Annotated in this window: 17 protein-coding genes; 9 read left to right on the plus strand and 8 right to left on the minus strand. The window is 73.0% G+C overall.

The genetic code is table 11. The features are described from left to right. Nucleotides 1-4: 4 nt before the first annotated feature. The gene (gene htpX / locus ACIBP6_RS13620) at nt 5-859 is read right to left on the minus strand and encodes a zinc metalloprotease HtpX (protein WP_397051923.1); all 855 of its coding nucleotides are present in this window, start codon (nt 857-859) and stop codon (nt 5-7) included. A 328-nt stretch (nt 860-1,187) separates the two neighbouring features. On the opposite strand from htpX, the gene ACIBP6_RS13625 reads away from it, so the two are divergent. Continuing rightward, nucleotides 1,188-2,651, plus strand: coding sequence for a DUF6351 family protein (locus tag ACIBP6_RS13625; protein ID WP_397051925.1), 1,464 nt, complete (start codon nt 1,188-1,190; stop codon nt 2,649-2,651). A 66-nt stretch (nt 2,652-2,717) separates the two neighbouring features. Here ACIBP6_RS13625 and ACIBP6_RS13630 read toward each other — a convergent pair whose 3' ends face one another. Then, nucleotides 2,718-3,377: a slipin family protein gene (locus ACIBP6_RS13630; RefSeq protein WP_397051927.1), complete on the minus strand. Its 660-nt coding sequence runs from the start codon at nt 3,375-3,377 to the stop codon at nt 2,718-2,720. 293 nt (nt 3,378-3,670) lie between these two features. Beyond that, nucleotides 3,671-4,237: a TetR/AcrR family transcriptional regulator gene (locus ACIBP6_RS13635; protein ID WP_397051929.1), complete on the minus strand. Its 567-nt coding sequence runs from the start codon at nt 4,235-4,237 to the stop codon at nt 3,671-3,673. 77 nt (nt 4,238-4,314) lie between these two features. Between ACIBP6_RS13635 and ACIBP6_RS13640 the strand changes: the two genes are divergently transcribed. Both ACIBP6_RS13640 and ACIBP6_RS13645 read left to right on the plus strand, forming a co-directional pair. Next, nucleotides 4,315-5,172 (plus strand): haloalkane dehalogenase, encoded by an 858-nt coding sequence (locus ACIBP6_RS13640; protein ID WP_397051931.1) that lies wholly within the window; start codon nt 4,315-4,317, stop codon nt 5,170-5,172. 92 nt (nt 5,173-5,264) lie between these two features. After that, complete coding sequence (locus ACIBP6_RS13645) at nt 5,265-7,322, plus strand: SpoIIE family protein phosphatase (protein WP_397051933.1); 2,058 nt, start codon at nt 5,265-5,267, stop codon at nt 7,320-7,322. Nucleotides 7,323-7,364: 42 nt separating this feature from the next. On the opposite strand, the gene ACIBP6_RS13650 is transcribed toward ACIBP6_RS13645, so the two are convergent. The 4 genes from ACIBP6_RS13650 to ACIBP6_RS13665 form a co-directional block, all read right to left on the minus strand. Beyond that, on the minus strand, nt 7,365-7,685 hold the full coding sequence (locus ACIBP6_RS13650; RefSeq protein WP_397051935.1) for a MarR family transcriptional regulator: 321 nt from the start codon (nt 7,683-7,685) through the stop codon (nt 7,365-7,367). Between the two features lie 67 nt (nt 7,686-7,752). After that, nucleotides 7,753-8,571: a cytochrome c oxidase assembly protein gene (locus ACIBP6_RS13655; RefSeq protein WP_397051937.1), complete on the minus strand. Its 819-nt coding sequence runs from the start codon at nt 8,569-8,571 to the stop codon at nt 7,753-7,755. Then, entirely contained in the window at nt 8,568-9,086 is a 519-nt protein-coding gene (locus tag ACIBP6_RS13660; protein WP_397051939.1) for a DUF2243 domain-containing protein, read from the minus strand. Before ACIBP6_RS13660 ends, ACIBP6_RS13655 begins: the two co-directional genes overlap by 4 nt. 1 nt (nt 9,087) lies before the next feature. Continuing rightward, nucleotides 9,088-9,672 carry a hemerythrin domain-containing protein gene (locus ACIBP6_RS13665; protein ID WP_397051941.1) on the minus strand — a complete coding sequence of 195 codons (585 nt, stop codon included), beginning with the start codon at nt 9,670-9,672 and terminating at the stop codon, nt 9,088-9,090. Between the two features lie 186 nt (nt 9,673-9,858). Between ACIBP6_RS13665 and ACIBP6_RS13670 the strand changes: the two genes are divergently transcribed. Beyond that, nucleotides 9,859-11,061 (plus strand): hypothetical protein, encoded by a 1,203-nt coding sequence (locus ACIBP6_RS13670; protein ID WP_397051943.1) that lies wholly within the window; start codon nt 9,859-9,861, stop codon nt 11,059-11,061. Nucleotides 11,062-11,143: 82 nt separating this feature from the next. Here ACIBP6_RS13670 and ACIBP6_RS13675 read toward each other — a convergent pair whose 3' ends face one another. Further along, nucleotides 11,144-11,413 carry a hypothetical protein gene (locus ACIBP6_RS13675; RefSeq protein WP_132608886.1) on the minus strand — a complete coding sequence of 90 codons (270 nt, stop codon included), beginning with the start codon at nt 11,411-11,413 and terminating at the stop codon, nt 11,144-11,146. A gap of 127 nt (nt 11,414-11,540) precedes the next feature. On the opposite strand from ACIBP6_RS13675, the gene ACIBP6_RS13680 reads away from it, so the two are divergent. From ACIBP6_RS13680 to ACIBP6_RS13700, 5 genes are all read left to right on the plus strand, one after another. Further along, the gene (locus ACIBP6_RS13680; RefSeq protein WP_397051945.1) at nt 11,541-12,239 is read left to right on the plus strand and encodes a class I SAM-dependent methyltransferase; all 699 of its coding nucleotides are present in this window, start codon (nt 11,541-11,543) and stop codon (nt 12,237-12,239) included. A 68-nt stretch (nt 12,240-12,307) separates the two neighbouring features. Beyond that, nucleotides 12,308-13,078, plus strand: a complete 771-nt coding sequence (locus tag ACIBP6_RS13685) for a hypothetical protein (RefSeq protein ID WP_397051947.1) — start codon at nt 12,308-12,310, stop codon at nt 13,076-13,078. Further along, complete coding sequence (locus tag ACIBP6_RS13690; protein WP_397051949.1) at nt 13,075-14,289, plus strand: hypothetical protein; 1,215 nt, start codon at nt 13,075-13,077, stop codon at nt 14,287-14,289. Before ACIBP6_RS13685 ends, ACIBP6_RS13690 begins: the two co-directional genes overlap by 4 nt. 10 nt (nt 14,290-14,299) lie before the next feature. Then, nucleotides 14,300-15,727 (plus strand): hypothetical protein, encoded by a 1,428-nt coding sequence (locus ACIBP6_RS13695; protein WP_397051951.1) that lies wholly within the window; start codon nt 14,300-14,302, stop codon nt 15,725-15,727. Next, the gene (locus ACIBP6_RS13700) at nt 15,724-17,001 is read left to right on the plus strand and encodes an AAA family ATPase (protein WP_397051953.1); all 1,278 of its coding nucleotides are present in this window, start codon (nt 15,724-15,726) and stop codon (nt 16,999-17,001) included. Before ACIBP6_RS13695 ends, ACIBP6_RS13700 begins: the two co-directional genes overlap by 4 nt. Nucleotides 17,002-17,013: the final 12 nt, after the last annotated feature.

Raw genomic sequence — 17,013 nt, forward strand, 5'->3', positions numbered from 1 at the left:
GATGTCAGCGGGGGTGGGCGGCCAGCTCCTGCAGGCGCGCGATCCGGTCGGCGATGGGCGGGTGCGTGGAGAACAGCCGCCCGAGGCCGCCGCCCCGGAACGGATTGGCGATCATGAGGTGCGACGTCGAGGAGAGCCGGCCGTTCTCCGGCAGCGGGAGCTGTCGGGTGCCCGCGTCGATCTTCCGCAGCGCGCTCGCCAGCCCCAGCGGGTCTCCCGTCAGCCGGGCGCCCGACTCGTCGGCCTGGTACTCCCGCGCCCGCGAGATCGCCATCTGGATCAGCGCGGCGGCCACCGGCCCGAGCAGCATCATCAGCAGCGCGCCGAGGACGCCGGGCCCGTCGTCGTCACTGCCACCGCCGCCGAAGAACCCCACCATGTACGCCAGATACGTGATCATCGTGGCCAGGGCGCCCGCCACGGACGAGATCAGGATGTCGCGGTTGTAGACGTGCGACAGCTCGTGCCCGATGACCGCGCGCAGCTCGCGCTCGTCGAGCAGCCGGCTGATCCCGTACGTGACGCAGACCGCGGCGTGCCGCGGGTCGCGCCCGGTGGCGAAGGCGTTGGGCTGCATGGTCGGTGCGACGTACAGCCGCGGCATGGGCTGCCCCGCCTGCGCCGACAGCTCGCTCACCATCCGGTGCAGGGCCGGCCACTCCCCCGGGCCGACCGGCTGGGCGCGCATGGACGACAGCGCGATCTTGTCGGAGAAGAAGTACGCGACGGCGTTGCTCACGAGCGCGACGAGCACGGCGATCTGGATCCCCGCGCCGCCCCCGAGCCACCAGCCGACCAGGATGATCAAGGCGGACAGGGCGCCGAGCAGGACCGCCGTCCGCAGACCGTTGTGGCGCATGGCATCCTCCCTTCCGAACCCCTCCCCCTACCCGGGATCCGGGCTCGCGATCCCGCGAACTACGCCCCGTTTCATCACCGTATGTCGGGTATGGGGCTGTCGCGCGGAGGGAGCACACGGTCAGGTGTGTGAGCTGGGGCTGACCCGTTCTCCTCGCGGGACGTAACCGGGTAGTGGGGGCCGCCGATCGTGTCGGCGGCCCCCACGGCGTGTTCCGGCCACGAATGATGAACAGAATCGACGAAACATTCGCTTAACAGATCTTCCTTCCTACGATCGGGGGGCCGCGTCGCAGTGAGGCGCGGCGTGACGAAGGAGGACCACTTCCGTGGACATCAGCCAGGCCCCTGGCCGCATCCCCCGCACTCCCCTCAGATCCCCGTTCCGCCGGCGCGCCGCGGCGGGCTCCGTGATCATGGCGTCCGCGCTCATCGCGCCCATGCTGATGGCGCCCGCCGCGTCCGCGAGCGCGGCGACGGGCCCCGAGGTCGCGCCCTGCCCGGCCGAGCTGGCCGACCAGGCCACCTGCTACGGCGGGCAGGACGCGAACGGCGCCTACTACACGATCGCCGTCCCGCGCGACTGGAACGGCTCCCTGGTCGTGCACGCCCACGGCGGCCCGGACCTCACCGAGTCCTCCGACCCCGAGCGCAGCCCCGAAGACCTGGCCCGCTGGTCGGTGATGGTCCGCGAGGGGTACGCCTGGGCCGGCTCGGCCTACCGCCGCGGCGGCTACGGCACCCGGATGGCCGCCGAGGACACCGAGAACCTGCGGCGGCTGTTCGTGAAGACGTTCGGCGAGCCGAAGCTGACGTTCGCGCACGGCCAGTCCTGGGGCGGGAACGTCGCCGCCAAGGTCGCCGAGATCTACGGCCGGCGCTACGACGGGGTGCTGCTCACCAACGGCGTGCTGGCGGGCGCCACCCGCGGCTACGACTACCGGGTGGACCTGCGGGTGGTCTACCAGTACTACTGCCGCAACCACCCGCGCCCGTCGGAGCCGCGGTATCCGCTCTGGATGGGCCTGCGCGAGGACTCGACGATGACGACGACCGGCCTGCGCGCGCGGCTGCGCGAGTGCACCGGCTACGACCTGCCGCCCGCGGAGCGTACGGCGGAGCAGCAGCGCAACCTGGACGACATCCTCGCGGTGACGAAGATCCCCGAGCGGACCCTCGAGTCCCACCTGCGCTTCGCCACCTTCACCTTCCGCGACATCGTGCACAACCGGCTCGGCGGCCGGAACCCGTTCGGCAACCAGACCATCCGCTACACCGGCTCGCACGACGACGAGGCGCTGAACGCCGGGGTCGAGCGGTTCTCGGCCGACCCGTCGGCGGTGCGGGACCTGTCGTTCGACAGCGACGTCACGGGCGCGGTGCCGATCCCGGTGCTGACCATGCACGCGATCGACGACCCCACGGCGTTCGTCGAGCACGAGTCGGCCTACCGGGCCAGCCTGCGGGGCGCGGGCGCCGGCGGCCGGCTGGTGCAGACGTTCACCCGGGAGAGCGAGCACAGCGAGCTGAGCACCGCGGAGTACGCCGCCGTGATGTCGGCGTTGTCGTCGTGGGTGCGCACCGGTGACAAGCCCACGCCCGCGTCGGTGGCGGCGTCCTGCCCGACGTTCGACGCGGCCTACGGCACGGGCTGCTTCTTCGATCCCGCGTTCGTCCCGGGTGACTACGCCTCGCGGGTGCTGCCGCGTCCGGGCGCCCGCCACTGGCCGGCGCTGACGGCGGCGCAGGAGCGGGCGTGGGCCCGGCGCGGCGGCGTCGGCATCGCTCCGTAAAGGACGCCTGCAGGAGACGCCCCGTGAAGACGCCCGGCCCGGGGGTTCGCAGGCACCCGGGCCGGGTCAGCCCTCGCCCGCGCGCGGGTCGAGGACGAGCGTGGTCTGGCGGTCGGCGGCGACCTGGAGCGTACGCAGCCGCAGCAGGGCAGGGTGCTCCTCGATCAGGCGCGCGGTGTTGGCCAGCGAGCGCAGCGCCGCCGCCTCGGCCCGCGCCTCCTCCAGCGCCGCCTTGCCGCGCTCGCGCGCGACCACGGCGTCCATGGCGGCCCGCCGCAGCTCGCCGGGCAGCATGAGGTCGCGTACGCGGACGTCGGAGACCTCGATGCCGAGCTCCGTGACCGCCGCCTGGACCGGCTCCGTCAGCCCGTCGGACAGCGCGGACCGGTCGGCGAGCGCCGCCTCCAGCGTCAGGCCGGAGACCCGCTCACGGACGGCGTCCTGGAGGGTCGCGTACAGGAACTGCTCGGGCGCGGCGGCGGCGCCGGTGAAGGCGACGACGTCGGCGATCTTCCACCGCGCCGTCACGGTGACCCGGACGCTGACGCCGTCGGAGGTGAGGACCTCCTGGCCGGGCACGTTGAGCAGCCGGGGCCGCAGGTCGACGGTGAGCAGGGTCGTGCGCCGGGCGCGGTGACGGTGCCGGCCCGGCTCCAGGACGCGGCGCAGCCGCCCGTCCACGTACATCAGGACGCGCTGCCACTCCATCACGGTCACGTGTGCCACTGCGTACCTCCGTCGGGGCGGGAAGAAGACGGCCCCCGGGGACCGCCGGCGGCGCGGCGGGGACCTCCCCGGGCCGCCCGGGGGCGGGCGGGAGTCCGCAGGGCCTCGCCGTCGTGTGCGATCGCCCGGGGGCCGCCCCAAGAGGAGTCGAACCTCGGGTCTGGTAAGACCTTGCCAGGAATGGCCCCGATGCGCGGAACGCTCTCCGGCGATGCCGGTGCGCCGCTGTCCTGGGCCTTCGTGTCCTCACGTTAGCCCGGCGCCGCGTACGGCTCCACCGGTTTTCCGTCGGCTCAGGCGAGGGTGTCGATCCAGCGTTCGAGGCGGCGTCCCTCCGCCTCCATGAGGCCGGGGTCGCGGAAGGTGTTGGTCAGCAGCGCCGCGCCCTGGTACGCCGCCAGCAGGGCGACGGCGAGCTCACGCGCGTCGTCGCGTCCCATGGCCGCGAACTGGCCCTCCGCCCAGTCGAGCAGCCGCGCCATGACGCCGGCGACGGCCCGGTCGAGGCCGTCGCCGCGTTTGTCGAGCTCGGAGGCGAGGCTGCCGGTGGGGCAGCCGTGCCGGGCGGTGAGGTCGCGCTGCTCCACCCAGCCGCGCAGCAGCGCCTTCAGCCGTTCCTGGGGGGTGGCCAGCGGCTCCAGGGCGACGATGAGCGACTCCAGCTCGCGGGCGTGGGAGTCGATGGCGGCCTCGATGAGCTGGTCCTTGGTCTTGAAGTAGTAGTAGACGTTGCCCACCGGGACGTCGGCCGCGCGCGCGATGTCGGCGAGCGTCGTCTTCTCGACCCCCTGCTCGTGGAGCACCCGTACGGCGGCCCCCGCCAGCCGCTCCCGCTTCCCCGCCCGCTTTGAGTCAGTCACCTGACTGACTATAGACAGCCGACCGCCCCGCCCGCTATGGTCACCCAACTAAGTCAGCCAACTAACTGAGGACCTTCATGCACATCCGGCACGTGCTCGGCTCCACCATGGCCCACCGGGAGCTCGGCTCCGGCGCTCCCGTCGTCTTCCTGCACGGCAACCCCACCTCCTCCCACCTGTGGCGCGAGGTCATGCCCGCCGTCGCGCACGGCCGCCGCCTGGCCCCCGACCTGATCGGCATGGGCGCGTCCGGCAAACCCGCGATCGGCTACTCGTTCGCCGACCACGCGCGCTACCTCGACGCCTGGTTCGACGCCCTCGGCCTGGAGGACGTGGTGCTCGTCGGGCACGACTGGGGCGGCGCCCTGGCCTTCGACTGGGCCGCCCGCCACCCGGGCCGGGTGCGCGGGATCGCCTTCACCGAGGCCGTCGTCAAGCCGATGAGCTGGGAGGAGCTCCCCGAGGGCGGCCGGGAGACGTTCCGGGCGATCAAGACGGAGGGCGTGAGCGAGACGATGATCCTCGACGGCGAGGACCACCTCCGTCAGGGGCTGCCCGCCACCATGGCGACGCCGCTCGCCGAGCAGGACGTGGCGGCGTACCTGCGGCCGTACCCGACGCGAGAGAGCCGGGTTCCGCTGCTGCGCTGGGCCCGGTCGCTGCCGCTGGGCGGGCAGCCCGCCGACGTCGTGGCCAGGATGGAGGAGTTCGGCCGGTGGGCGGCGGCAAGCCCGGAGGTCCCCAAGCTGCTGATCGGCTTCCGCCCCGGGCCGGGCACGATGTGGACACCGGAGACGATCGCCTGGTGCGCGGCCACCATGGCGTCCCTGGAGATCGCCGAGCACGACGCCGTCGCCGGCCACCACACCCCGGAGGATCAGCCCGCCGCCATCGCCGCCGCCGTCTCGGAGTGGATCGTCGAGCACGGCGGGTAACCCCGCTGTGACCTGCGGCGACTCTGCGTGCGAGACTCGTTGCACGGGGATTTCCCGTCCCGGCGAAAGGCCGCAACTCGGGGGAAGCCGCCATGCACGACGTCCACGACGAGGGCATCAGCGGGCTGGCGTTCGAGGTGCTCGACCCGGCGCCGGTGGCCATCGCGGTGACCAGGGGCCCCGACCACCGGCTGGTGTACACGAACGCGACGTACCGGACGCTGTTCGGCGACTGCGTCATCGGGTCGCCGCTCAGGACGGCGTTCCCCGGGCTCGCCGAGCGCGAGCACCTGCTCCTGTTCGACGCGGTGTACACGACGGGCGCGCCGGTGGTCCGCACGGGCGCGCCCGTCCCCGACACGCTGACCGGCCCGACCGGCGGCGAGCGGTACTTCACCTTCAGCCTGTCCCGGATCTCCTTCGACGGCGGCGCGCACGGTGTGCTGGCCGTGTTCATGGAGGTGACCGAGCAGGTCGAGGTGGCGCGGCGGCTGCAGGAGGTCGCCGACGAGCGGCGCCGCATCCTGCGCCGCTACCACAGCCTGATGCGCGTCAGCGCGGACGCCATCTGGGTGACCGACCCCGAGGGCAAGGTGATCGTCCCGAGCCCCGGGTGGGAGCGGGTGACCGGCCAGACGTGGGAGGAGTACCGCGGTGCGGGCTGGCTGGACGCCCTCCACCCCGACGACCGCCCGCTCACGATCGAGTCCTGGGCACGCACGATCAACGACCCGGAAACGCCGTGGGAACGCGTCTACCGCCTGCGCACGGAGGACGGCGGCTACCGCCATTTCCTGGCGCGCGGCGTCCCGGTGCGGGAGGACGGCCACCTGGTGGAGTGGGTCGGCACGGCCAGCGACATCGAGGACCAGTGGCAGGGGCAGCGCCGCAGGCGGCTGCTCGACTCCGCCGCCGCGGCGACGTCCGACCTGACGAGCGTGGACGAGATGCTGAACGCGCTCGCGAACGTCATCGTGCCGGAGCTCGCCGACGGCTGCGGCTTCCACTGGGTGATCGACCTGTCCGAGGACCTCTCGCGCGGCGGCGACTTCCTGCTGGAACGCGTGGCGACCGCCGTGCGCGACGGCCTGCCGCGGCTGCCGCCGTTCAGCGAGGAACGCCATCCGCCGGACGGCAGGCTGGCGCGCGCCATCCGCCGCCGGCGGCCGTTCCGCAAGACGTTCCCTCCGGGAGAGCCTCCGGCGGATCTCGTGCCCAGGGGGACGCGGGTGTGGCTGGAGACCACCCGGGGTCACTGCGTCGCGGTCGTGCCCGTCGTGGTGGACGGGGCGGTCGCCGCCGTGGTGACCGCGTCCATCTGCGGCGACCGGCCGCCGATCGGCCAGAGCGACCTGGCCCTGCTGCGCGAGATGATCGACCAGATGCACGACCGGCTGAACAGCGCGATGCGCTTCCAGCGCACCCACCGCATCGCGCTGGCGCTGCAGCACAGCCTGCTGGCGGAGCCGCCGCGCGTGCCCGGCCTGCAGATCACCGCCCGCTACCGGGCCAGCCCGACCGCCGCGGAGGTGGGCGGCGACTGGTACGACTCGTTCGTGCTGCCCGACGGGGCCACCGTGCTGGCCATCGGCGACGTCGCGGGCCACGACCTGCGGGCCGCCGTCGCGATGGGCCAGCTGCGCAACATGCTCAGGGCCCTGGTCGTCGACCGTCAGGAGCCGCCCGGCCACATCCTGGCCCGGCTGAACGCCGCGATGAAGACCCTCTACGCCGAGGAGACGGCCACGTGCGTGCTGGCCCGGGTCGAGCGCCGCGCCGGCGGGCACGCGCTCAACTACTCGGTCAGCGGGCACCCGCCGCCGCTGCTGGTCACCGCCGAGGGCAGGACGTGTTTCCTGGAGGGCGCGGCCAACCCGCTGCTCGGCATCCCGTACGACAGACCGTGCACGTCGGCGCGGGAGCCGCTGCCCCCCGAGAGCACGCTGCTGCTCTACACCGACGGCCTGGTCGAACGCCCGGGCGAGCACCTCGACAAGGGCTTCGACCGGCTGCGCGAGCGGGCCGCGGCGTTGTGCCGGGCGCCGCTGGACAGGTTCTGCGACGACCTGCTGAGCTTCCTGCCGCGCAAGGCCGACGACGACGTGGCGATGATCGCCCTGCGCCTGCCCGCCGGCTCAGAGACCGGCTGAGGAGGCGCTGAGCGGCGCTGAGGCGGCGCTGAGGCGGCGCGGTCAGCCTTCCTCGCTGCGGTTCATGTCGTGCTGGGCGAAGAGCTCGATCAGCACCCGGACCGGCAACCCGGCCTCGGTCGGGTAGCGGAACGCGCGGTCGAGGTTGAGGCTGTAGCGGTTGCGCCGGCCGACCTTGTCGCGGTGGAGGTAGCCGGCCTCGTACAGGTCGCGGACGATGCCCTGCACCGCGCGCTCGGTGATGCCGATGCTGGCGGCGATGTCGCGCAGGCGGATCTCGGGATCTCGGGCGATCTCCACCAGCACGCGGGCATGGTGGGTCAGGAAAGTCCACCGGGACGGACGGTCATCGGTCACACTCACGGCCTTCGCCTCCATCCCCGGTCGCGGGCCCGTCGTGCCGGAGCGCCGGGGAGCCTGCAAACTCTCGTTAACCGAAAATCCTATGACGAACCGGCTTTCCGGTAACCATCGCCCTGGCCGTAGGGTGCGCGGGCGCCCGGCGGGGCCGCCAGCCGGTGGCCAGGGCCACGGCGAGCAGCAGCTCGGCGAGGTCCCCTCCGTAGTACATGATCTCGGCCGCGCCCCGCCGCTGCTCGTCCGGTACGGGCAGGTCGACCAGGAGGCCGGCGTACATGAGCTGTGACAGAACGGCGTGCACCGCGATCGCCACGCCGAGCACCACCAGCCGCGCCGGCACCGACGGGCGGCGGGGGGCGGGGTCGGGCCCGGCGATCACCCACGCGAACAGGCAGCCGGACAGCAGGAAATGCGCGTGGACCGCCTCGTGCAGCCAGGCGTTGCCGGCCGTGTGCCGGTAGAGCGGCGTGCAGTACAGGACGACCATGCCGCCGACGCTCAGCACCAGAGCGGTGACGGGGTTGGCGAGGACGTGCAGGGGGCGGCCGCGCAGCAGCGCCCCGAGGCGGCGGGCGCGGGCCGCGGGCAGTGAGCGCAGCAGCAGCGTCATCGGCGCGCCGAGCACCAGCAGCAGCGGCGCCAGCATGCCGATGAGCAGGTGTTGCAGCATGTGGGCGCGGAAGTCATGTGCGGCGGCCGCGGCGACGGGTCCCGCCGCCGCGGCGGCCACCAGCACCGCGCCGGCCGCGAACGACGCCGTACGGCGGCCGCGCCACCCCCGCGGGTCCCGCCGCAGGCGGACCGCCAGCAGGAGGTAGCCGGCCGCCGCCAGGAGCGTCGTGAGCAGGACCGGTGGCACCGCGGCGGAGGCGTGAGCGTGGTGCGTCACGGCGCCGGTTCGCGGTCACGGCACAGGTCGACCGGACCGGCCGAACGCTGCAGCGCCCAGCCGGCGGCGACCAGAATCGCGCCGAGCAGCAGGAAGCCCAGGTCCCACCAGAGCTGGTACGGCCCCGTGCGGACGTGGTGGATGCCCAGCAGGTGGTGGTCGACCACGCCCTCCACGAGGTTGAACAGCCCCCATCCGACGAGGGCCCACCCCCACAGCGCACGCGAGCGCCACACCCGGCCGCGCGAGCCGGTGACGCGGGCGTAGAGCAGGCCGAGCCCGGTGAGCACGGCCAGCCAGGTGACGGTGTGGAACAGGCCGTCCCACAGCGTGTTCATGCGCAGGCCCGGCACGGTGTCGGGCGAGTAGAAGCGGATGCCGGCGTTGTCGGTGTCGGTGCTGCTCAGCATGTGGTGCCACTGCAGGACCTGATGGAGCAGGATGCCGTCGACGAAACCGCCAAGGCCGACGCCCAGGATCGTGCCGGGCAGTGCGATGCCGTTCCGGTCCGCCACGTCAGGGTTTCTTGCCCATGGTCTGGCGGATCACGTCGCGGACCCGGTCCATCATCGCGACCGGCGTGCCGACGAGCAGGTTCTTGGTGGCCGACTCGGTGCCGGGGTGCGGATGGGTGGGCGCCATGGCCTCGGCCGCCTTGACCCCGGCGGCCATCGAGCGCCGCTCGGCCTCGCTGGTGTGGGCGCGCAGCTGCAGGAACTCGTAGCGCTCCTCGCTGCGGGCGTGCGCCTCCACGGCTGCGCGCAGCATCAGGAGGTTCTCCATGAAGTCGGGGGCGGCGGGACCGGCCTGGTCCATCCGGCTCAGCAGCTCCTTGGCCTCGTTCTCCTCGGCGAGACGGTCGTCGATCACCGCGTCGCCGCCGTCGATCTTGCGGCGGGCGTACGGGTGGACGATCTCCTCCTCGGCCGTCTCGTGCACCGCCAGCAGCCGGACGAGCCGGGTGAACGCCTCGGCGCGGTCCTTGGCCGACGCCTGCTCGACCTCGTCGAACAGGTCCCTGATCATGGCGTGCTGGGCCTGGAGCAGGTCGATGACGTCGGTCTCCCCCATCGTCTCCGGCGCCGTCCTCTGAGCGGTCATGTCAGCTCCCTCCATCGGGTACGGGCGTGGCCTACCCGAAAGACGACGGCACACGCTCGCGTACAGGCCGGCGGTCAAGACCCTTACCAAGTCCGGACATTCGGGCGAGAGGGTCCAGAGACTGACCCGGGAAGCCTCGGGTAGGGCACGCCGTCGCACACACAAGCAGCGCGAAGGAGCGCATTCATGACCTTCAACCCACTCCGCGAGCGGGGCATCCCGCTGGACAAGCAGCTGCGCAACTGGCGCGAGCTGAACGTCACACCCATCGACCCCGACCACGCCGACCCGTACACCCGCTGCCGGATCATCACCATGAACGGCATCGAGGTCGAGGCGATCATGTTCAGCCACCACCTCGCCCGGCACTGCCCGGACACCGAGCTGAAGCAGCAGCTCGCCCGGGTGCGCTACATCGAGGCCCAGCAGCAGAAGACCGTCAACTGGCTGCTGCCCGGCCTGGCCTCGGTGCTGGAGACCACGCTCGCCTACGAGCAGGTGGCCGTCGACCTGACCGCCTGGGTCGCCCGCATGGAGCCGGACCCGTACCTGCAGCAGGCCTACCAGTTCGGCGTTCTGGAGGACTTCGACCACCTCTACCGGTACGCCAACCTGTACGAGATGATCGAGCACCGCAAGGCGGAGAAGATCGTCGACCAGCTCACCGAGGTCATGCCGGGGCGGCCGACGTACCTGCACCACCGCGACCCCATGGACAACGTGCGCCAGCCGTACGACCGCAACAACACCGCGCCGATCAGCAAGCTGCACGCGCTGACCATCATGGCCGCCGAGCAGCAGACCATGAACTTCTACATGAACGTCGGGCCCATGTACATGGAGCCCATCGCGCGCCAGCTCTACCAGGAGATCGGCCTGGTCGAGGAGGAGCACGTCACCCACTACGAGTCCCTCGTGGACCCGGGCGAGAGCTGGTGGGAGATGCTGCTCAACCACGAGTACAACGAGTGCTACCTGTACCACTCGTTCATGGAGACCGAGAGTGATCCCAAGGTGAAGAACATCTGGGAGCTGCACCTCAACATGGAGCTGGAGCACCTGCGGCTGGCCGCCGAGCTGTTCAAGAAGCACGACGGCCGCGACCCCGAGCAGGTGCTCGCGCCGGAGCTGCCCGCGCCGGTGACGTTCGAGCCGAACAAGGCCTACGTCCGCGAGCTCATCGCCACCCAGATCGACTACACGACGCTCGGCACCGGCTACGTGCAGGAGGCCCACGAGCGGTTCGAGAAGATGCAGGAAGCCATCATGGGCGGCGAGAAGGCGCCCTCGGAGCGGATCATCGACGACAACCGCGAGCGGTCCGGCCGTGAGTACCGGCTGCAGACCGAGGGCGACCACCCGGTGCGCAGCCTGCAGATGCAGCGCTGAAGCCTTGTCCCGCCCCCCGGCGTGGCGGCGCGCCCGAGCGCGCCGCCGACCCACCGCGAGGGGCTCTCGGCGGTGGGCCGGTTCAGGTGGGACGACGGTGGATGCCGACCAGGTGGCCGTTGTGCCGGACCTGCGCCGCGGCGTAGGGGCACATCGGGCGCGTCACGTACGACTCGGCGATGGTGTGGGCGTCCGCCCGGTCGACACCCCAGCCGATCGTGTGCCAGCGTGCCTGGCCGTCCTCGGCGGTGGTGTCCAGGACGGCGATCTCGAACAGTTCGGCGGCGGCAGGAGGCGTGCAGGGGACGCGGGCCGGCGCCTCGCCCCGGCCCGGCGCTGTCGCATGCTCCATGGGGGATCTCCTTCCGATCTCTCGATCTCGACCCGCACATATGTGCCCGATCGCGCGCCGGTCACTCCTATCCCGCCCGTCACCTGGACACGCGGCGGCGGAGGATCCGGCGGGTTAGGTTCTGGGCATGCGTTCCTCCGGTACGGGCCCCGGGCCCATCACTCCCGACGGTTCCCCGGTCGACTTCTACAGCCTGCTGCGGGCCGGTGACGAGCCTGGCGTCGTGGCCCAGGTGACGCCGCCCGGCGGCGCGATCCTGGAGCTGGGCGCGGGTGTCGGCCGCGTGACCCACCCGCTCGTCGACCTCGGCTTCGACGTGGTGGCCGTGGACGAGTCCCCCGAGATGCTCGCCCGCGTACGCGGCGCCCGCACCGTCCTGAGCCGCGTCGAGGACCTGCGGCTGGAGCGCCGCTTCGACACCGTCATGCTGGCCTCGCAGCTCGTGAACACCGTCCACGAGCCGACGCGCCGCGCCCTGCTGGCGACGTGCGCGCGGCACGTCAAGCCCGGCGGCCGCGTGCTCGTCCAGTGGATGCCGGCCGAGGCGCACGACCGGTGGCACGCGGGCATGGGCCGCACCGACGGCGACGTCTCGATCTCGATGGCGGCCGTCGAGGAGGTGTCGCCGGGGGTCTTCCAGGCGACCATGCGCTACGCGTACCTGGACGACGAGGGCGACGAGAGGGTGTGGACCCAGTCGTTCTCCTCCAGGCGGCTCACCGACGACGAGCTGGCCGCCGCGTTGGAGGCCGAGGGCCTGCGGCTGGAGCGCTTCCTCACCGAGGACCGCACATGGGTGGCCGCGGCGCCCGCCTTTACATCGTAGATCTACAAATATACCTCGATATTGCGAAATTACTGGAAAATAGTGGGACTGTTGGTACGCTCGCCGCCATGGGTGACCGGCTGGACGAGCTGGAGCGGCGCATCGACGGGCTGCGAGCCGCCGTACGCCGGGCGATGCGGGCCCGCGACGGCGCCACCGCCCGCGTCCTGCGCGCCGAGCTGCGCAGCGCCGAGCGTGCCTGGGACCAGCTCGTCAGCGGCGAGCAGTCGCCGGCGAAGCGGGAGCCGCTGCCCCTGGTCACCGTGCGCGAGCAGGTGCACCAAGGGCTGCGCCTGCTCGGCGCGACCGCCCAGCCGCGGCTGATCGTGGCGGTCGGCGACGCGTTCTTCGGCGGCACGCTGCGCAGCGACCGGCTCACCAGCCTGCGCAGGGACGAGGAGCGCTCCTTCCGGTCCTCCCCGTTCGGGCGGCCGTACTACCTGTGCGCCGCCCTGACCGACCGGCTGTCGGCCGCCCGCGGCCTGCTCACGCTCAGCACCTGGCCGCTGGAGCGGCGCGTGGTCGGGCCGCTCAGCCCCCGCGTCGATTTCCTCACCTGCGCCATCGCGGTGGCCGGGCAACGCGGCGGCGACGAACGGGCGGTGCGGTTACTCATCCGGATGGCGAGGAACATCCCCGGCGCCACCGACGGCGGCCTGGGCCCGCCCGACCCCGAGCGGGTCATCGCCGCGGCCAGAGCCGAGCTGCGGGTGCACGCCGAGCGCGACACGCGCGACCGGGCCGAGCTGGCACGACGCGCCGCCGCGCAGCTCGATGACGCGGCCCGCCTGTTCGGCGCCGCTACGCTGAGCACGATCACGAAGGAGAAGGCGAAGTGACCGGCTTGATGCGCGAAGGCGACCCCGTGCGCCGGCTCGAGGTGCTGCGGGGCACGACGCCGCCGCGGCCGCACGACGCCCGCGCGATCGCGGCGCTGGCCGCCAACCCGGGCTGCTCCCGCCGGGCCCTCATGGACGGCGCCGGCATCGACAAGGACGCCGCCGCCCGCCACCTGGGCTTCCCCGCCCCGTTCGGGCAGTCGCCGTTCGCGATCACGCGCGGCAACGCGTTCGAGACACTGGTCAAGGCCGACGGGTGCGCGGAGCTGCTGCGCATGCTGCGCGAGCTGCTCGGCCTGCCGATCGCCGAGGTGGCCTACCACGACGTCGAGAACGTCGGCGCCCACCTGCGCCACGCGCACACCAGGGCGCTGATCGACCGCGCCGCCCGCGACGGCGGCGAGGGAGCGCCGTCGCCGGAAGCAGGAGCCGGGGCGACGGCTCCGCCGGCGACCGAGACCGCCGGGCCGGGCGAGGCCGTGAGCACCGCCGGCACGCTCTACGACCATCCCCTGCTCAGCCTGCGGATAGCCGGCCACACCGCGTACCTGGAGCCCGATGTGGTGGCGTTCCAGCTCGGCGGCCGTTTCCGCATCGTGGAGATCAAGTCGTTCCCGGTGATCGACGGACAGGCCGACCCGTCGTCGGTGGCCGCGGCGGCGCGGCAGGCCGCGGTCTACGTGCTGGCGCTGCGCACGATGCTGGAGGAGCTGGGGCACGACCCGCTGATGGTCGCGCACGACGTGATCCTGGTCTGCCCGGAGAACTTCGCCAACCGCCCGGTCGCGACGCTGGTCGACGTCCGCAAGCAGCTGGCCGTGCTGCGCCGCCAGCTCGACCGGATGACCACGCTCGACCGCCTGCTCGACGGGCTGCCCGACGAGCTGACGTTCGACCTGCGGCCCGACGAGGACGGCCGGCCCACCCGTCCGGTGGCCGAGCTGTCCGACGCGCTGCGCCGCACGACCGCCCGCTACGCGCCCGACTGCCTGTCGACCTGCGACCTGTGCTTCTTCTGCCGCGACGAGGCCCGCCAGGAGGGCGCCTCCGACCTGCTGGGCCGGCAGGTCCGCGACGAGCTGGGCGGAGTCGCCTCGGTGGCCGAGGCGCTCGGCCTGGCCGACGGCACGCGCGATCCGGCGGAGGGGCAGGAGGAGATCGCCCGCCTGCTCCGCAACGCCGAGCGCCTGCGCAGGGAGTGCCTGACGTGAGGACGACGGCATGAGCCTGCTCACCTCGCTGGCCCGGCTGCGCGCCCTCGACGAGGGGATCGCGCAGCCCGTCGCGACCGTGCGGCACTGCCATCTGGCGGAGCGGCCGATGGTGTTCATCCCGCTCAAGCTGTCGGGCGAGGCGGCCGCGCCGCTGGCCGCGATGCTCGGCACCGACCGCGGCGATCCGCGCCTGCTCGTGGTGCCCCAGCCGCGCAACCGCGACCTGCGCTTCGCCTGGGCCGCGGAGCTGGCCGGGGTGCTGCTGCCGTACGTCGAGGGGTTCCTGGGCGACACCGAGACGGTCGAGCGCAGGAACGCCGACCCCTACGAGCGGACGGTCGACGCGCCGCAGATCATCGTGCCGAACCAGGGCGGCATGGCGTTCGTCCGGCTGCTCGGCCGCTCGACGCGGTTCCGCCGGACCGACGGGCCCTATCCGGTGCCGGAGTCGGTGCCGCTGCTGGGGCGGTGGCTGACGTACTTCGCCGAGCGGGCGGCGTACCCGGGGTCGTCGCTGATGCTGGCGGCGACCGACGAGCTGGGCCGCCACTGGGCCAGCGGGCAGAGCTCGCTGGAGGACGCCAACCTGGCCGCGCTGATGTCCTGGATCACCACGGGGCCGAGCGACGACGCGGAGGACCCGCTGGTCTGGCCGCCCGCCGGGCCCGCGACCGATCCCGGCTTCGACGCCGAGGTGCTCGCGCCCGCGATCGAGGGCGGGTCGCCCGAGCGCGTCGCCGAGGCGCTGCGCACCCAGCTGGAGCCCACCTGGCGGCTGATGTGGCAGGCGGTCGACCTACTGGCCGGGCTGCCGGAGGGGGCGAGCGTGGCGCAGCGGTGGGAGCAGGACCGCGGCTCGTTCAGCGGGATGGCGGCGCACGTCGCCGAGGGCACGCCGCCGCAGGCCCGCCGCGACGGCGCGGTCGCCGCCGCGGCCAAGCTGGCCCGCATGGAACGCGCCCAGGCCGCCTACGACGTGCAGCGCGCCTACGACGACCCGCTGGTGATGGCCGAGTACCGGCTGACCGGGGAGGCGTTCGCGGGCGAGGTGATCGAGACCGTCCCCGACAACGTCGAGGGCGAGGGCCGTTCCCGCAAGCTCCGCCCGCTCGTGGTGATCAAAACCGACGATCCGGTACGCCTGGCGCCCGGCACCTCGCTCGGCACTCCGCAGCGCCGCACGCAGGGGGCGGAGCTGGTGTCCGCGGACGACGGCCTGGTCACCGTGAAGATCACCAAGGGGATGGGCCGCGGCAGGACGGCCGCTCCAGGGGCCGTGCCGGAGGTCGGCGAGCGGGTCTGCTACACCTCGCTGACCGACGACTTCCAGGGCTCCCCCTCGCTGCCCGAGTCCGAGGCCACCCCGTGGACGCACGGCGGGCCGCCCCAGGAGTACACCCCCGACGACGAGGACGCGCAGGAGGAGTGGTCGTGACCGACAGTCCGGAGCAGGTCATCAGGAACGTCCTCGCGGACCTGCCCCGGCATCGCGGCGTGGTGGTCGACTCCCCGCCCGGCGCGGGCAAGTCCACCCTCGTCGTGCGCGCGGCCGCCCACATCGCGGCCACCGGCGAGCCGCTGATGATCGTGGCCCAGACGAACGAGCAGGTCGACGACCTGGTGGCGCGGATCTGCGACAAACATCCCCATCTGACCGTCGGCCGCCTGTCCGCGGGCGGGTACGTGCCGCCGCTGCGCATGCTGGAGCTGCCCGCCGTCCGGGTCGGCACCCGTATCCAGGACCTCGGCGACCCCGACATCGTCATCGCCACGGCCGACAAATGGGCGTGGATCGGCGAGCGGGTGTGGCCGTGGGCGATCGTGGACGAGGCGTACCAGATGCGCTCCGACAAGCTGCTGCGGATCGCGGGGCTGTTCGAGCGGGCGCTGTTCGTGGGCGACCCCGGGCAGCTGGATCCGTTCTCGATCGTCGACGGCGACCGGTGGTCGGGGCTGTCGTGGGATCCGCTGCAGAGCGCGGTGTCGGTGCTGCTGCGGCACAATCCCGGCCTGCCGGTGCACCGGCTGCCGGTGTCGTGGCGGCTGCCGGCGTCGGCGGCGCCGGTGGTGTCGCAGGCCTTCTACCCGTTCACCGGGTTCCGGTCGGGCACCGGCCCCGGTGACCGGTGGCTGGAGCTGACGGCCGGCGGCATGGGGACCGTGCACGACCGGGCGCTGGAGGAGGCGGCCCGGTCGGGGTGGGCGCTGCTGGAGCTGCCGAACCGGCACACCGTGCGGACCGACGGCGAGGCCGTGCAGGCGGTCGCGCTGCTGGCCCAGCGGCTGCTGCAGCGCGGCGCGGTGGCGGGCTCCGAGCAGGGCGAGCGGCCGGTGACGGCCGACCGCATCGCGGTCGGCGCGGCCCACCGCGACCAGGTGGCCGCCATCCGGGCCGCCGGCCTGCCGCCGGAGATCACCGTCGACACCGCCAACCGGCTGCAGGGCCGCGAGTACGACGTGACGATCGTGCTGCACCCGCTGTCGGGCCGCCGCGACGCCACGGCCTTCCACCTGGAGTCGGGACGGTTGTGCGTGCTGGCCTCGCGGCACCGGCACGCGTGCGTGGTGGTGGCCAGGGCGGGCATCGCCGAGCTGCTGGACGCCCACCCGTCGGCGGAGCCGGTGCAGCTCGGCGTGCCGGTGAAGTTCCCCGACGGGTGGGAGGCCAACCAGGCGGTCCTGGAGCACCTGTCCCGGCACCGCGTCTGACGTTCGGCCGTT

Origin of the sequence: Nonomuraea terrae, assembly GCF_044465245.1 — a bacterium.
GTDB lineage: Bacteria > Actinomycetota > Actinomycetes > Streptosporangiales > Streptosporangiaceae > Nonomuraea > Nonomuraea terrae.

Coding starts and splice junctions, on each gene's coding strand:
- ACIBP6_RS13675 (WP_132608886.1), bottom strand. CDS start 11,413: ATGGAGCATGCGACAGCGCCGGGCCGGGGCGAGGCGCCGGCCCGCGTC.
- htpX (WP_397051923.1), bottom strand. CDS start 859: ATGCGCCACAACGGTCTGCGGACGGCGGTCCTGCTCGGCGCCCTGTCC.
- ACIBP6_RS13640 (WP_397051931.1), top strand. CDS start 4,315: ATGCACATCCGGCACGTGCTCGGCTCCACCATGGCCCACCGGGAGCTC.
- ACIBP6_RS13665 (WP_397051941.1), bottom strand. CDS start 9,672: ATGACCGCTCAGAGGACGGCGCCGGAGACGATGGGGGAGACCGACGTC.
- ACIBP6_RS13645 (WP_397051933.1), top strand. CDS start 5,265: ATGCACGACGTCCACGACGAGGGCATCAGCGGGCTGGCGTTCGAGGTG.
- ACIBP6_RS13670 (WP_397051943.1), top strand. CDS start 9,859: ATGACCTTCAACCCACTCCGCGAGCGGGGCATCCCGCTGGACAAGCAG.
- ACIBP6_RS13685 (WP_397051947.1), top strand. CDS start 12,308: ATGGGTGACCGGCTGGACGAGCTGGAGCGGCGCATCGACGGGCTGCGA.
- ACIBP6_RS13695 (WP_397051951.1), top strand. CDS start 14,300: ATGAGCCTGCTCACCTCGCTGGCCCGGCTGCGCGCCCTCGACGAGGGG.
- ACIBP6_RS13680 (WP_397051945.1), top strand. CDS start 11,541: ATGCGTTCCTCCGGTACGGGCCCCGGGCCCATCACTCCCGACGGTTCC.